General features: G+C 67.6%; 12 protein-coding genes. 5 read left to right on the top strand and 7 right to left on the bottom strand.

Annotation, left to right across the window (positions count from 1 at the left end):
- Nucleotides 1–217 precede the first annotated feature (217 nt).
- The 3 genes from ACIBCN_RS14110 to ACIBCN_RS14100 all read left to right on the top strand — a co-directional run bounded on the left by ACIBCN_RS14110 (nucleotide 218) and on the right by ACIBCN_RS14100 (nucleotide 5,092).
- Nucleotides 218–1,165: an SMP-30/gluconolactonase/LRE family protein gene (locus ACIBCN_RS14110; protein ID WP_396991944.1), complete on the top strand. Its 948-nt coding sequence runs from the start codon at nucleotides 218–220 to the stop codon at nucleotides 1,163–1,165.
- A gap of 306 nt (nucleotides 1,166–1,471) precedes the next feature.
- Nucleotides 1,472–4,171, top strand: a complete 2,700-nt coding sequence (locus ACIBCN_RS14105; protein WP_396991943.1) for a discoidin domain-containing protein — start codon at nucleotides 1,472–1,474, stop codon at nucleotides 4,169–4,171.
- A 63-nt stretch (nucleotides 4,172–4,234) separates the two neighbouring features.
- Nucleotides 4,235–5,092 (top strand): hypothetical protein, encoded by an 858-nt coding sequence (locus ACIBCN_RS14100; protein ID WP_396991942.1) that lies wholly within the window; start codon nucleotides 4,235–4,237, stop codon nucleotides 5,090–5,092.
- Between the two features lie 44 nt (nucleotides 5,093–5,136).
- Here the strand turns inward: ACIBCN_RS14100 and ACIBCN_RS14095 are convergent, their stop codons facing one another.
- On the bottom strand, nucleotides 5,137–5,772 hold the full coding sequence (locus tag ACIBCN_RS14095) for a response regulator (protein ID WP_396991941.1): 636 nt from the start codon (nucleotides 5,770–5,772) through the stop codon (nucleotides 5,137–5,139).
- Nucleotides 5,769–6,941: a sensor histidine kinase gene (locus tag ACIBCN_RS14090; protein ID WP_396992559.1), complete on the bottom strand. Its 1,173-nt coding sequence runs from the start codon at nucleotides 6,939–6,941 to the stop codon at nucleotides 5,769–5,771. The genes ACIBCN_RS14095 and ACIBCN_RS14090 overlap by 4 nt, the downstream gene beginning before the upstream one ends.
- A 197-nt stretch (nucleotides 6,942–7,138) precedes the next feature.
- Here ACIBCN_RS14090 and ACIBCN_RS14085 point away from each other — a divergent pair, with 197 nt between their 5' ends.
- Nucleotides 7,139–8,665, top strand: a complete 1,527-nt coding sequence (locus ACIBCN_RS14085) for a multicopper oxidase family protein (RefSeq protein WP_396991940.1) — start codon at nucleotides 7,139–7,141, stop codon at nucleotides 8,663–8,665.
- A gap of 6 nt (nucleotides 8,666–8,671) precedes the next feature.
- On the opposite strand, the gene ACIBCN_RS14080 is transcribed toward ACIBCN_RS14085, so the two are convergent.
- The 5 genes from ACIBCN_RS14080 to ACIBCN_RS14060 all read right to left on the bottom strand — a co-directional run bounded on the left by ACIBCN_RS14080 (nucleotide 8,672) and on the right by ACIBCN_RS14060 (nucleotide 13,490).
- Nucleotides 8,672–9,427, bottom strand: a complete 756-nt coding sequence (locus ACIBCN_RS14080; protein ID WP_396991939.1) for an NYN domain-containing protein — start codon at nucleotides 9,425–9,427, stop codon at nucleotides 8,672–8,674.
- Nucleotides 9,428–9,463: 36 nt separating this feature from the next.
- Nucleotides 9,464–10,279, bottom strand: coding sequence for an RNA polymerase sigma factor SigF (locus ACIBCN_RS14075; protein WP_396991938.1), 816 nt, complete (start codon nucleotides 10,277–10,279; stop codon nucleotides 9,464–9,466).
- Nucleotides 10,269–10,700 (bottom strand): anti-sigma factor, encoded by a 432-nt coding sequence (locus ACIBCN_RS14070; RefSeq protein ID WP_396991937.1) that lies wholly within the window; start codon nucleotides 10,698–10,700, stop codon nucleotides 10,269–10,271. Before ACIBCN_RS14070 ends, ACIBCN_RS14075 begins: the two co-directional genes overlap by 11 nt.
- 130 nt (nucleotides 10,701–10,830) lie before the next feature.
- A complete protein-coding gene (locus ACIBCN_RS14065; RefSeq protein WP_396991936.1) occupies nucleotides 10,831–12,438 on the bottom strand; it encodes an ABC transporter substrate-binding protein in 1,608 nt (535 codons plus the stop codon).
- A 116-nt stretch (nucleotides 12,439–12,554) separates the two neighbouring features.
- Nucleotides 12,555–13,490 (bottom strand): LysR family transcriptional regulator, encoded by a 936-nt coding sequence (locus tag ACIBCN_RS14060; RefSeq protein ID WP_396991935.1) that lies wholly within the window; start codon nucleotides 13,488–13,490, stop codon nucleotides 12,555–12,557.
- Between the two features lie 116 nt (nucleotides 13,491–13,606).
- On the opposite strand from ACIBCN_RS14060, the gene ACIBCN_RS14055 reads away from it, so the two are divergent.
- Nucleotides 13,607–14,419 (top strand): inositol monophosphatase family protein, encoded by an 813-nt coding sequence (locus ACIBCN_RS14055; protein WP_396991934.1) that lies wholly within the window; start codon nucleotides 13,607–13,609, stop codon nucleotides 14,417–14,419.
- The last annotated feature ends 21 nt before the right edge of the window (nucleotides 14,420–14,440 follow it).

Raw genomic sequence — 14,440 nt, 5'->3', positions numbered from 1 at the left:
TCGTTTCCGCCGCCTCGGCCGATCGCCTCGAAGCGTAGTCCGTCCGATCGCAGACCCGGTGCGGCGCTGATCGTCTCGCACATGCCACGCCAAACCCACCGATGGTGCGTGAATCTCCCCCGCTACGGGCGCATACTGCACTGGATCGCCAGCCCATTCGGCGATTCCTGCTCCGTGGCGGCGAATCGCACCCATCACCAGACAGGCGAGGTGTGCAATGAGCAGCATGGACAAGGCAACGGTCGCCGTGGCGGCCCTGACGTTCGCCGCGTTATCGGCGGTTGCCGCGCCCGCGGCGAGCGCCGCACCGGTGTGCGGCGGTGCGGGCCAGCCGACGGTGGTGGCCGCGGCATTGCCCGGAGCGCTGGAGGGACTCACCGTCGACGCACGTGGCCGGGCCTATACAACAGACCTGGCGACCGGTCGGGTGTACCGGATCGACGCGCCGGGCGCCGCACCGGTCCCCATCGCGACCGTGCCGAGCGGCGGTGGCGGCGCGCTCACCTGGACACCCGACGACAAACTGCTGGTCGGCTATGGCGCGGACGCACGTTCTTTCGTCGGCGACACGCTGCGGCATGCCGGGATCATCGAGCTCGATCCGGACACCGGCGCGGTCCGCCCCTTCGCCGCGGGGCTCAGCGCCGCGAACGGCATGGATGTCGCGCAGGACGGAACCGTCTACGCCACCAACGATTTCGGCAACCTCGTCGGCCGTGTCTATCCGAACGGTGTGGTCCAAGCCGATTGGGCGTCCTTCCCGAGCGCGAACGGCGCCGTCCTCGGCAAGGACGACGAATACCTGTACGTCAGCAGGACATTCGCCAACCCGGGAGTGAGCCGGATCCCCATCGCCAACCCGGGCGCGCCCCAGTCACTGCTCGATCTCGGCGGCGGTGACACGCTCGCCGCGCCGGACGGCCTGACGCTGGACTCGCTGGACCGCCCGGTGGTCCCCTTCAATACGGCGGGCCAGGTCATCCGGATCGACGCACCGAACCAGTACTGCGTCCTCGGCGGCGGCAACCCGCTGACCAGCGTCCTCACCTACGGCCGAGGCACGACCGGCTTCTCGGCGGGCCGCCTCTTCGGCGCCACCTTCACCGGCGTGGTCTACGAAATCCCCGGCGGCTTCGACCCGAATGCCCGCACCGCGACCCCATAAGCCCTGCCACGCACCGCATTTCAAGTACCCGGCGTGGCCGACTGCGCGGAGACCGATCATGTCCGCGGCCTGCGGGCAGTCGCCCAGACCTGCCGCCGGACCGGCATGTTCCTCGGCGGTAAGCAGCGGTGCGCGGGACTGCCCTTGCGTTCGCGCTGCTGATCCGCCGATCATGACCGTGCCCGCGACATCTCGGATGCCATGGTTGACTATGGCTGCGGGTGACCGCCCTGGGCGTGATTGCCTGACCTGGGGCCGCGTCGCCGAGCACGGAACGGTCGTCCATGCGGCACATGGAGGTACGGATTGCGTTCGCGCACCAAGATCCTGATCGGGACCGCCTTTGTGGTGGCGATCGCGTTGGTGGCCGGCGGGATCCTGTTCGCGGTACGCGATACCGCGCGGGACGAGGCCACCCCGGTATGCCCGGGTGACGACGCCTCGTCCGCGCCCGGCTGGACGTCATCCAATACCGACGTGAATGCCGGGTTCGATCAGCATCCGTTCGTCGGCAACGGCTACCTCGGGCTGCGGGTGCCGCCGCGCGGCACAGGCTACGCGCTGACCGGCGAGGCGAGCGGCTGGCCGCTGTACACCCCCCGGTACGACGGGGCGTTCGTGGCCGGTCTGTACGGGCACACGCCGGGGCTGGCCGACGATCGTGAGGTCGCGGCGGCGCTGCCGAACTGGTCCGCGCTCACCGTCGGCGTCGGCGACGACACCTACTCCATGAACACACCGGCCGCTCAGATCACGAACTTCGCGCAGACCGGGTACCTGCGCTGCGGAATGGTGCGCACCGCACTCACCTGGACCAGCCGGGACGGCAAGGCCACCGATCTGGTGTACGACGTCGTCACGGATCGGGTCGATCAGCATGTGGGCGCGGTCCATCTCACGCTGGTCCCGCACTGGTCCGGTGAACTCGCCGTGACCGATCTGCTCGACGGCGCGGGCGCCCGCCGGATGACGCAGACCGAGGGCGGTGCGGGCGATGGGGCTATCCGGGTCGGCTTCCGCACCGACGGCACCGAAGTGGTCGGCGCGGTCGCGTCCGTGCTGAGCACCGGAGCCGCGCAGCGACCCGCTCCGGCGCGCGATCTCACCGTCAGCCAGCAGAACCGGCTGTCCGTGCGGGACGGAAGGGCTTATGAGGTAACCAAATTCGTCGGTGTCGACACCGCGCTCACCGCCCGGGATCCGGTGGCCGCGGCGCAGGACGCGGCGCAGCGGGCGGCACGTAAGGGCTGGCCGGAGCTGCTGGCGGGCACGGCGGCGCGATGGCGTGCGCTGTGGCGCGGCGACATCGAGATACCCGGCGGCGCCGACCTGCAGACGTGGGCCCGCGGCGCGCTCTACTCGCTGTACTCGAGCACGAATTCCCAACAGGACAACAGCATTTCGCCGGTCGGACTCAGCAGCGACAACTATGCGGGGGCGGTGTTCTGGGACGCGGACATCTGGATGTTCCCCGGCCTGCTCCAGCTGGCTCCCGAGCTCGCCAAATCCGTGGTGGACTACCGGTTCAAGACCTTGCCCGCCGCACAGGCCAACGCCCAACAGCTCGGCTACCGTGGCGCCTTCTATCCCTGGACCAGCGAAAGCCGGGGCGCCCTCGCGGAATGCCACAGCTGGGATCCGCCGCATTGCCTGACCCAGATCCATCTGCAGGGCGACATCTCCTTCGCGGCCTGGCAGTACTATCTGGCCACCGGCGACACCGACTACCTGCGCGGTCGCAGCTGGCCGATCATGCGGGCCCTGGCCGAATTCTGGGCCTCGCGCGTGACGCCCAATCCTGACGGCAGCTACTCGATCGACAATGTCGCGGGCCCTGATGAATACAGCAACGGTGTCAACGACGGGGTCTACACCAACGCGGTTGCCGCACTGGCACTGCGCAATGCGGCCCGGGCCGCCGAAATCCTCGGCCAGCCCGCGCCGCCCGAGTGGACCGCGATCGCCAACCACCTGCGCATGCCCTTCGACCCGGCACGGCAGATATTCGCCCAATACGACGGCTATCCCGGGACACCGATCAAACAGGCGGATACCGTGCTGCTGATCTATCCGCTGGAATGGCCTATGTCGCAAGGGGTTTCGTCCAACACGCTCGAATACTATGCCGAGCGCACCGATCCCGACGGCCCCGCGATGACCGACTCGGTGCATGCTATCGACGCCGCGGCGATCGGCACGCCGGGCTGCGCGACGGACACCTACCTGGAACGCGCGGTGCGGCCGTTCGAGCGCGCGCCGTTCGGGCAGTTCGCGGAGGCGCGCGGCAACAAGGCCGGTGTCAAGGACGCGCTGGCGGGTGCGCCTGCCTTCACCTTCGTCACCGCGGCGGGCGGATTCCTGCAGACGTTCACCAATGGTCTGCTCGGGTTGCGCCTGCGCGAGGACGAGGTTCGCATCGATCCGATGCTGCCGCCGGAACTGGGTGCCGGGCTGCACATTCGCGGCATGCATTGGCAGGGCAGGACTTTCGACGTCGAGATCGGGCTCGACGATACCCGGATCACGCTGAAAGATGGTGCGGCAATGCAGGTCCGGACCGCGACGGGCACGCAACTGGTCAGCCGCGACCAGCCACTGAGCGTCAAGACCCGGCGGCCGGACCTGACACCGACCGACAACATCGCCCGCTGCAAGTCGGTGTCCGCGAGTTCGGCCGAACCCGGTCGATACGCCGAGGCGGCGGTCGACGGCAGCATCGCCACCGGCTGGGCACCCGACGCCGACCGAGGCACCCTCACCGTCGACCTCGGCACGGAAACCCCTGTCGGCCGGATACTTCCGCACTGGTCGGATCCGGCGCCGACGGCACCTACCGTTTCGGTATCCCCGGACAACAAGACCTGGACCACCGTCACCGTCGACCAGGCGACCGGCGCCCTCACCAGTCCGATCTCCGCCCGCTATGTCCGGCTGGACATCTCGGTCGCGGACCCGACCATCCATCCAGGTCTGCGCGAACTCGACATCGCCGCCGCACCCCAATAGGCCGGACGGTCAGCGCTTCGCGTCCCCAGCCGAGTCCGCGCCGCGTCGGTACAGTGAGCGACGATGAACCCCGATCGTGCCAGCGAGCTTGCCGCGCAACGGGTCGCAGCCGTGCACGCGGACCCCGATCAGCGGTTGGCGCTGACGGCAAGCTGCTATCCGACGCACCTGAGTGCCTACGCGCGTGCCGAACTGACCTTTCTGCGATGGGAACTCACTCGCGGCGTCCTGCATCCGGTATCGGGCAGTCCGTGGTGGCGCGCGATCAACGATCGTCTCCTGCACGATCAACTGGAGGCCACACTGCTCGGCGACAGCGGCCGCGCGTCGACACCCGGCGCGCGACTGTGGCAGCGGTTTCTCGCCGCACCGTCACCGGTCAGCTGGTATCGGGCGCACAACCTCAGCATCGTCTCGGGCTACCTGGAGAACCAGCCGCTGGCCGAGGCCGAGCTGGATGTCGAACAGCTCATGATCAACGTGACGCTGGCCCGGGTCCTGTTCACCCACGCCCTGATCGAGTGCCCCGCCCTGGCCTTGGGCCGCTTCGCCCGGCTCGGCCCCCGCCTCGCCGATCCCCGTGCCAGTTCGGTCGGACTGTTCCTGGACCTGCGCAACGTCTTTCCGAGGCGATACCCGTTGCACGACTATTCGATCCACCAGTTGCTCGCCGACGAGGGCCGCGCCGCGCGTGCCATCGACTTCGGACTGATCCTGCCGAAACGCGTCCCGGTCTACACCTTCGCCGCGACCAGCCTCGACGAACCCCGAATCGCGACCCTCGTCGACGGCGACCTGTTCCGTTATGGCGGCCCAAGTGTCGACCCAACCCAGCTCGAGGCCGACGCACTCACCCGCGTAATCGCCGCCGCCACCCGCACCCGCGGCGACCGGCGGATCCGGGCCGAACGCGCCAGCTGAGACCGGATTCAGCGACGTCGACGCAGGTTTCCGCGGGCCGCGGGTCAGGGGAGGTTGTGGGCGTAGATGGCTAGGCGGACTCTGTTGTCGCAGGCGGTTTTGTTCATCAGGTTGGCTACGTGGGTTTTGATGGTGGTGATGCCTAGGTGGAGGTGGGTGGCTATTTCCTGGTTGCTGAGGCCTTCGCCGATGAGGGTGAGGACTTCGTGTTCGCGGGGGGTCAGGGGTGGGTGGGCGGGTGGGGTTTCGGGGGTGGGGCGGGTGGCGAGGGCGCGGTCGACCAAGCGGCGCATGAGGGTTGGTGAGAAGAGGAGGTCGCCGTCGGCGGTGCGGCGGATGGCGGTGAGCAGGTCGGCGGGGGCGGTGTCTTTGACCAGGTAGCCGGTGGCGCCTGCGGCCAAGGCCGGGAAGAGGTGGTCGTCGTCGTCGAAGGTGGTGAGTATCAGGACTTTTGCGTGCGGGCGGATGGCGACGATCTGTTCGGTCGCGGCGACGCCGTCCAGGCCTGGCATGCGCAGGTCCATCAGGATCAGGTCGGGGGACAGTTCCGCGTTCAGGCGGATGGCTTCGATGCCGTTGGCGGCCTCGCCGACCACCTCGAAATCGGGGATGGATTCGATGAGCATGCGCAGTCCCGCCCGGACCAGGCGCTGATCGTCGACCAGCAGTACGGTGATCATCGCGCGGCCCCCGCCGGTGTCTCGACGCCGGGTAGCCAGGCGTCGACCGCCCAGCCTTGCGCGGTCGCCCCGACGGCGAAGGTGCCGCCCGCGAGCTCGACTCGTTCCCGCATGCCGATGATGCCGTGACCGGCCGCGTTCGCACCGGAGACGGCGGCGCCGCTGCGGACGTGGACGGCGATCCCCGCGGTGCGGCGGACCACCCGGACCTCGACCGGCGTGCCGGGTTCGGCGTGTTTCATGACGTTGGTGAGCGATTCCTGCACCAGCCGCAGCAGGGTGAGCCTGCCGATGGCGTCGAGTCCGGTCAGATCCGGCGCGATATCGGTCTCGACGGTGAACCCGGCCACCTCGACTCGGCGTACCGCGGCCGAGAGTTCGGTTCGCACGGCGGCCGCGTCCACCAGCGCGACCTCGCCGAGCGCGGGATCGCGCAGTGCCGCCAGCAACCGGCGGATGTCGGCGAGCGCGTCGGCGGCGGTATCGCGGACATCGTCGAGCACCGCGTTCACCCGCGGATCCTGATCGGCGACGACGTGGCGGGCAATACCGACGCGCAACACGATCGAGGCCATGTGGTGCGCGATCAGGTCGTGCAGCTCCCGCGCCATGGCGCCGCGCTCGGCCGCCCTCGTGCGCGATTCGGCCTCGGCCCTTCGGGTTTCGGCGTCGGCCGCACGCGAATACAGGCTCGCCGCGAGATCGCGTTGACCGCGCAGATACAACCCGAGCAGCAACGGCACGCCGACATAGGTGCCCGCCTCGACCACGGTGGCCGCGCCCCACAGCGAGGCCTCGTGAATACCCCACCGGCCGAGCACGACGGCCAGCGCCCAGCACCCCGCCGCGAACGCCACCCGCCCGTTCTGCCGAGTGCGCATCGCCACCTCGACCAGGGCGACCGCACCGAGAAACGGGACCAACCCCGACAACCCCCACGCGGGCGTGCGGAACATCGGGACCGCGAGCATCGAGAGCGCCACCGAGACGGCCAGCGGCCACCGATCCCCCACCACGAACAGCCCGCTCGCGAGCATGGCAAGCAGCCAGTAACTCCATGGCACCCGGTACTGGCCGGGAAAGGTGCTCGCCACCAACAGCACCGGCACCAGCACCAGCGGTAGGCAGCGCACGACCAGCCGCACATCGTGCCGCAACCGGATCTCCATCACACGTCAACGGTAGGGGACCGCGAGTTCGTCGCGTCCGAGGGCATCGGCCGCTGCCACGTGCCGATAGCACGTCATGCCCGCTTCCACAAGGGTCCGCGGGCGGAGCGGACTCCCGTAAATGGCGACCCCGCGGACGATCTCTGCAACCCGTCGGCAATCAAAGCTGGATGGGACATCGATCGAAGGAGTAAACCGTGGTCTCAAGACGAGGCTTCCTCGCCGGACTCGCCGTAGTGCCGCTCGCCGCCGGATGCGCGGCCCGTTCGGGCGCGCCAGCCCACGGTTCCGCGACGAACACCTCGGCGACCAGGCCACTCCCGATTCCCCCGCTCGCCTCGTCCACGGTGGGCGCCGACGGCGTCCGCCGCTTCAACCTCGACATCCAGCAGGGCACGTCGGAGATGCTGCCCGGCAAGCACACGCCCACCTGGGGCTACAACGGCTCGATCCTCGGCCCGACGCTACGGGCGAAGCGCCACGAATCGGTCGCGTTCACCATTCGGAATTCGCTGCCAGAGCCGACCACGGTGCACTGGCACGGCATGCACCTGCCCGCCCGGTGCGACGGCGGCCCGCACCAGACGATCGACGTCGGCGGCAGCTGGGAGCCCGCGTGGACCATCGACCAGCAGGCCGCGATGCTCTGGTATCACCCGCATCCGCACGGCGCCACCGAAAAGCATGTCTACCGAGGACTTTCGGGGCTGTTCTTCGTCGACGACGAGAACACCGACACCCTGGATCTGCCGAAAGAGTACGGCGTCGATGATATTCCGCTCGTCATCCAGGACCGGCGCTTCACCGCGTCCGGCGCACTGGACGAATCCGATCCCACCGACGTCGGCCTGCTCGGCGACACCATCGTCGTCAACGGCATCGCGGGCGCGCATCTGGAGGTGCGCACCGACCGAGTTCGGTTGCGCGTACTCAACGGATCGTCGGGCCGGATCTACAACCTGGCCTTCGACGACCACCGCGCCTTCCAGCTCATCGCCACCGACGGCGGCCTGCTCGCGGCACCGGCAACGCTACGCAACATCCAGGTCAGCCCGGGCGAACGCGTCGAGCTGGTGGTCGAACTGCGCGCCGGCGAGCGAATCATGTTGCGCTCGTTGCCGATCGAGCAGCGCAGGGATATCGACCGCGCCGCCGCCTTCGGCTTCGACGACACCTTCGACATCCTGCTGCTCCGCGCGGGAAGCCTCGAACAGTCTGCGCCCGTTCCGGATTCGCTCAACAACATCCCCGCCCTAGTAGCACCGGGAACCGCTCCGGACTACACCTTCGAACTGAAGTGGTTCATGATCAACGGCCGCCGGATGGACATGAACCGGATCGACATGACCATCCCCGTCGACAGCACCCAGGTGTGGTCGGTGCGCAACAACGACAACTGGCCGCACAACTTCCACGTGCACGACGTCCAGTTCCAGGTGATCGACATCGATGGACAAGCCCCGCCACCCGCCCTCGCGGGCTGGAAGGACACCCTGTATACCGAGCCACAGTTCACCTACCGGCTCGCCATGCGTTTCGCGCAGCACAGCGACCCGACCTACCCCTACATGTTCCACTGCCACCTATTGCTGCACGAGGACCACGGCATGATGGGCCAATTCCTGGTGCTCGCCCCCGGCCAGCAGCCCGCACCGATGCGCATGGACATGCCAGGCATGGCGTCCATGCCTACCGAGGGTAAGCATCCCGGTCACCACGGCTGAGCCGCGCTACTTGGCGGCAGGCCGATTCCGGACGTCGCGGACGTAGGTGACAGCCTGCTTGCCCTCCCCGGGAGAACGCGTATCCGAATCGAAAAGCGTTGTCGCCGTGAATAATTCACCGAGCTTACTGTAACCGTAGGTGCGCGGGTCGAAGTCGGGACGCTGCTTGTTGATGATCGAGCCGACGCTGGACAGGGTCGCCCAGCCCGAGTCGTCGGAGGCCGCGTCGACCGCGTTGCGGAGCAGATTCATCAGCTTGGCGTCGCCCTTGAGCTGGTTGGCGGCGGGCCGCCGCGTCGGCGTCGGCGACTCATCCGTTGTGCCGGTGAGGTTTTCGGTATAGACGAACTTGTCGCAGGCGGCGACGAACGGCTTCGGCGTCTTGTGCTGACCGAATCCGTAGACGGTCAGCCCGGATTCGCGGATACGACTGGCCAACCGGGTGAAATCGCTGTCACTGGATACGATCACGAACCCGTCGAGGTTGCCGGTGTACAGCAGATCCATCGCGTCGATGATCATCGCCGAGTCGGTGGCGTTCTTGCCGGTGGTATAGCCGAACTGCTGGATCGGCTGGATCGACTGCGCGAGCAGCTGATCCTTCCAGCCCTTCAGGTTCGTACTGGTCCAGTCGCCATAGGCCCGTTTGACGTGTGCCGTCCCGTACTTGGCCACCTCGGCGAGCAGACCGTCGGCGATGCCGGGCTGCGCGTTGTCGGCATCGATCAGCACCGCAAGCCGTGTCGCGTTGTCGCTGCTCAAGCCATTCCCCGTTCGTCGGTCGACTACCGGACAAGGTCAGTCGCGTAGTGCCTGTTCGCGCAGCGTACTCAATGTTTTGGCGAGGATCCGGGAGACCTGCATCTGCGACACCCCCAACTGCGCGGCGATCTGATCCTGGGTCTTCGATTCGAAGAACCGCATGATCAGCACCTGGCGTTCGCGTTCCGGCAGCGCCGCGATGAGCGGTTTCACCGCGAGGTAGTCCTCGACGGTTTGGTACTCCGGCTCCTCGGCACCGAGGGTGTCCAGCGGCGAGCGCGGCGCGTTGTCGTCGTCGCTGTCCAGACCCACATCGATGGAGGAGGTCTGGTAGGCGTTGCGGGCGATCAGGGCCTGGGTGACCTCGACGAGGTCGGCGCCGAGCTCGTCGGCGATCTCACGCGCCTTGGGCATCCGGCCGAGCCGCTGCGCGAGCGTCTCGATGGCCGGCGCGATGGTCTGCTGAATCTCCTTGAGCCGCCGCGGAACTCGCACCGACCAGGTGTAGTCGCGGAAGTGCCTGCGCACCTCACCCATGATGGTCGGCACCGCGAACGCGAGGAACGGCGAGCCGTGCGACGCGTCGAAGCGATCCACCGCGGCCACCATGCCGACGCGGGCGATCTGCAGCAGGTCGTCGAAGTTCTCGCCGCGCCCGGTGAACTTGCGCGCGATGTGCTCGGCCAGCGGCAGGCAGCGGCTGATCAGCTCTTCGCGCACGGCCGCGCGCCGCGGATCGTCCGCATCGAGCTCGCTCAGCTCGCGGAACAGCGGCTCGATATTGTCGTAGCTGTCCCCACCACGTCTGCGCGGCTCATGGCCTACGCCGGACGTCGTTGCCTCATTGTTCATCGAGGTCGCCCCGGGCCCAGACGAAGTCCACGACAGTCGGGTAGCCGGAAACGGCGGCATCGAACGGCGCCCTGGACGCGGTGACCGATTCGGTCAGGGTCTGCACGATGTGCCAGCCGAAACTGCCTGTCCCGACCTCGGTTTCGGAGACGCCCACCGCGCGGATATTGGCGTTGAGCACGCCTTCGCGATAGGAGAACGCGCAATCGATCGTCGAGCCCGGTGCCGCGTCCTGCATCAGCACGGTCGCGATCTCGTCGAGCGCGAGGCGGATATCGGTCACCTCGTCGAGCCCGAAATCGGCGATCAGCAGCACGGTCTCGGCGAGCGCGCGCAGCATCGTCAGCTGCTCCGGTGACGCGGGCACCGTGACGGCGACCGTGGTTGTCCCCGTCACGGATTCGGATACCCGTTCACTCATTCCGCCACCACCTCATTTACGTGCGCGTGTCCGATCGACGGGTCAGCCTACCCGGACCGTGCCGGGCCCTGCAGCGGGCACACCTGTGCCGCCGCGCCGCCGTTCGGTGACGGCGCGGCGCAGCGAGTTGTTACTTCTCGATATTCTCGAAATCGAACTGGCCGTTCCAGGTGAGTTCGGCCTTCTTCACCTTCTCCCCCAGCCCCGCGGTGGCGATGTAATCGAGCACCGGAATGTCGGCCATGTCCCGGAACAGCAGGCCCTGCGCCTGGCCGACCAGCTTGTAGGACTCCTCCGGCGACGACGCGGCCAGCGCGGCGTCGATGAGTTTGTCGAATTCGGGGTTGGCGTAGTCGACGTTGTTGGTGCCCGCGCCGGTGTAGTACTCGGCGGTGAGGAACTGCAGCATCGTCGGATAGTCGCCCTGCCAGCCGTAGCGGAACGCCTTACCGATGGTCCGCGCGGTGATCGAGGTCCTGACGTCCTTGAACGTCGGGTACGGCGCGGCGATGGCGTCGATGCCGAGGGTGTTCTTGATGCTGTTGGCCACCGCCTCGATCCAGGCCTGATGGCCGCCGTCGGAGTTATAGGCGATCTCGTAACGCCCCGACCACGGCGAGATGGCGTCGGCCTGGGCCCACACCTTCTTGGCCTCCTCCGGGTTGTACTTCAGTACCTCGGAGCCGGGCAGATTCCCGTTGAAGCCGGGCAGCGTGATCGCGGTGAAGTCGCGCGACGGCACCCTGGTGCCGTGGAAGATGTTCTCGCAGATCTGCTCCCGGTTGATCGCCATCGAGAGTGCCTTGCGGCGCAGCACGCCCTCCGCACCCCCGAGGTGCGGGATGTTGGTCTGGCTGCTGATGTGCTGGTTCTGCGCGGTCGGCTTGGTGATCGCGCGATCGCCGAGGTCCTTCTTGTAGGACGACACCGCGCTGTCCGGGATCGTGTCGAGGGTGTCGAGGTTGCCCGCGAGCAGGTCAGCGTAGGCGGTGTCGGACGATTGGTACATCACGAAGCGCAGGCCCTTGTTCTTGGCCGGGCGCGCGCCCTTGTAGTCCGGGTTCGGCACCAGATCGACCTTGACGTTGTGTTCCCACGCTCCCGTGCGCGCGAGCTTGTACGGGCCGTTGCCGATGGGGTTCTCGCCGAACGCCTTGATGTCCTTGAACGCCGCCTCCGGCAGCGGGTAGAACGGGGTGAAGCCGAGCGCGAGTTCGAAGTCGATCGAGGGGCTCTTCAGCGCGATGGTGAAGGTGCGGTCGTCGATCACCTTCAGGCCCGACATCGTCTGTGCCGTCGGCTTTTCCGCCGCCACCTCGTCGTAGCCGGCAATGTTGGCGAAGACGTAGCCCTGCAGCTGCGTGTTGCTGCCGAGTGCGGCGTAGTTCCACGCGTCGACGTACGACTTCGCCGTTACGGTGGTGCCGTCGGAGAACTTCCAGTCCGGCTTGATGGTGATCTTGTAGTTCTTCCGGTCCGTCGTTTCGATCGACTGCGCCATGTCGTCATGGGCCACGCCGTTGGCGTCGTAGTACTTGAGTCCGGCGAAGAGCCGGTCGATGATGCGGCTGCCGTTGTTGTCGTTGTTGTTGGCAGGCAGCAACGGGTTCTGCGGCTCCGTGATATTGGTCGTGACGATGCCCGCGTCGGCGCTGTCGTCCGACGAGCACGCGGCCAATCCGAGGCTCGTGGCCAGTAATACCGCCGCCGTCAACGCACCGGCTCTTGTGAATCTCACTGCGTTCTCCCCAGGTCGAGAAGGGGCAGAACCCGCGACACGCGTGAGGTCACCAGCGCTTGCCGACACGATCTGCCTTGAATGTCCTCGGACAGTAGCGATTCCACCGAGCGTTGTCATTCGATCGGCGGCTCCCGGCCGTTGTCGGCTTTGTCCGGACCGTCGACTGCCTGGTAAATGGCGGCGCGGACCTGCTCGCGCAGCCACGTGTGCGCCCGATCGCCGTCGTAGCGCTGGTGCCAGGCCACGATCACCGGGATCGATATCGGCTCCAGCGGGAGCGGCACCAGGCGCAGGCCGAGTTCGGCCGCCGCCGCGCCGGACATCCGCGCCGGCACGGTCGTCACCAGATCGCCGCGCCGGACGAACCGCAGCGCCGCGGCGACCGTCGGCACGGTGGCGACCACCCGCCGGGTCAGGCCGCGCGCGGACAGGAGATCATCGATCGGATCGTGCAGGCGCCCCCGCCGCGACACCGTGATGTGTTCCGCGCCAACGTAATTCTCCAGGGTGCAGGCGCTCGCCGGATGGTCGGCGGGCACCGCGACCACGAGACGGTCGCTCGCCATGACGTCGTGCCGAATGTCGGCCGACACAGGCAGATTCGACCCGATCTCGAGATCGACGTGACCGTGGCGCAGCTCATCGGTATCGGCGTCCGCTTCGGCCAGCAGGCGCAGCCGGACGCCGGGTGCCTGCGCGCGGACCGCCGCGAGCAGGTCGGGTCCGATCGTATTGACCACGGCGTCATGCCCTTTCAGCGTGAACGTCCGATCGAGCGTGGTCAGGTCGAGATCGTCTTCGGAAGACAGCACCAGCTGCGCCTGCTGAACCAGCGCGTGCACCTGTGCGCGCACCGCGAGCGCGCGCGGCGTCGGCGTCATCGTCCGGCCGGTGCGGACCAGGATCTCGTCACCCATCACCCGCCGGATCCGCCCGAGCGCGCGGCTCACGGCGGGTGCGGTGAGGTGCAGCCGATCCGCCGCGCCCGCGACGCTGCCCTCCTCCAGCAGCGCGTCCAGCGCGGTCAGCAGGTTCAAATCCAATTGCATGAGAGTAATTCTATTACTTACTGGAATGCATTTGACGACAGCGGTCGCGGTTTCTAGCGTTGCGGTAGCAACTCACGAAAACACTTCTCCCGATTTCTCTTTCGAACAGGATCATCATGTCGACCTTGCTGAATACCGAGGCGGACCGAGAACTACTGAACGCGGCGGTTACCGCTGTCCGGGCCGCGGGGGCACACCTCCGCGAGCGCTTTGTGCCGAGCACCGAGTTGGACGATCTCGCTGCCGTACTCGCCGCTATCCGCGCCACCGATGCGGAATCGCTGCCGTTCCTGCGCGAGCCGCTGCTGGCGGCCAGGCCTGGTGCCAGGCGGATCGACGACGAAGGGGCAGCGGGCGACCTGCCCGCGGGCGAATGGTGGGCCGCCGACCCGGTGGAGGGCAACATCAACTACATCCACGGCATGGCGGACTGGGCGGTGACCGCCACCCTGGTGCGCGACAACCAGCCGGTGCTGACCGCCGTGCATCTCCCGCTGCTGGACGAAACCTTCACCGCGGTGCGCGCCGGTGGCGCGTTCCGCAACGGTGTCCCGTTGCACACCTCCGCCAAGACACAACTCGATGCCGCCCTCGTCGGCACCGGGCAGGCGAAGCCGGGCGAGGATCGAAATACCTTCCGCCGCATCGGGGAATCGGTCACCGCCATGCTCGACGCCGCACTCGTCACCAAGGTGTCGGTTCCGGCGACACTGCAGCTGATCCAGGTGGCCGCCGGACGCTCGGACGTGTTCTGGCAGTACAGCGACGTCCGCGCGGGACTGCTGCCCGGCGCACTGCTGGTGAGCGAGGCGGGCGGCACGGTCACCGACATGCACGGCAACCCATGGCAGCTGAGCAGCCCGGACTTCCTCGCGGCCGCTCCCGGAGTGCACGCGGCGGCTCAGCACGTCCTCGCCGCCATTCACTGACCGAAACCCTTTGTCTCACAA

This window comes from Nocardia sp. NPDC051052 (genome assembly GCF_044456045.1).
Lineage (GTDB): Bacteria > Actinomycetota > Actinomycetes > Mycobacteriales > Mycobacteriaceae > Nocardia.
This window is presented reverse-complemented; position numbering and strand designations above follow the sequence as displayed.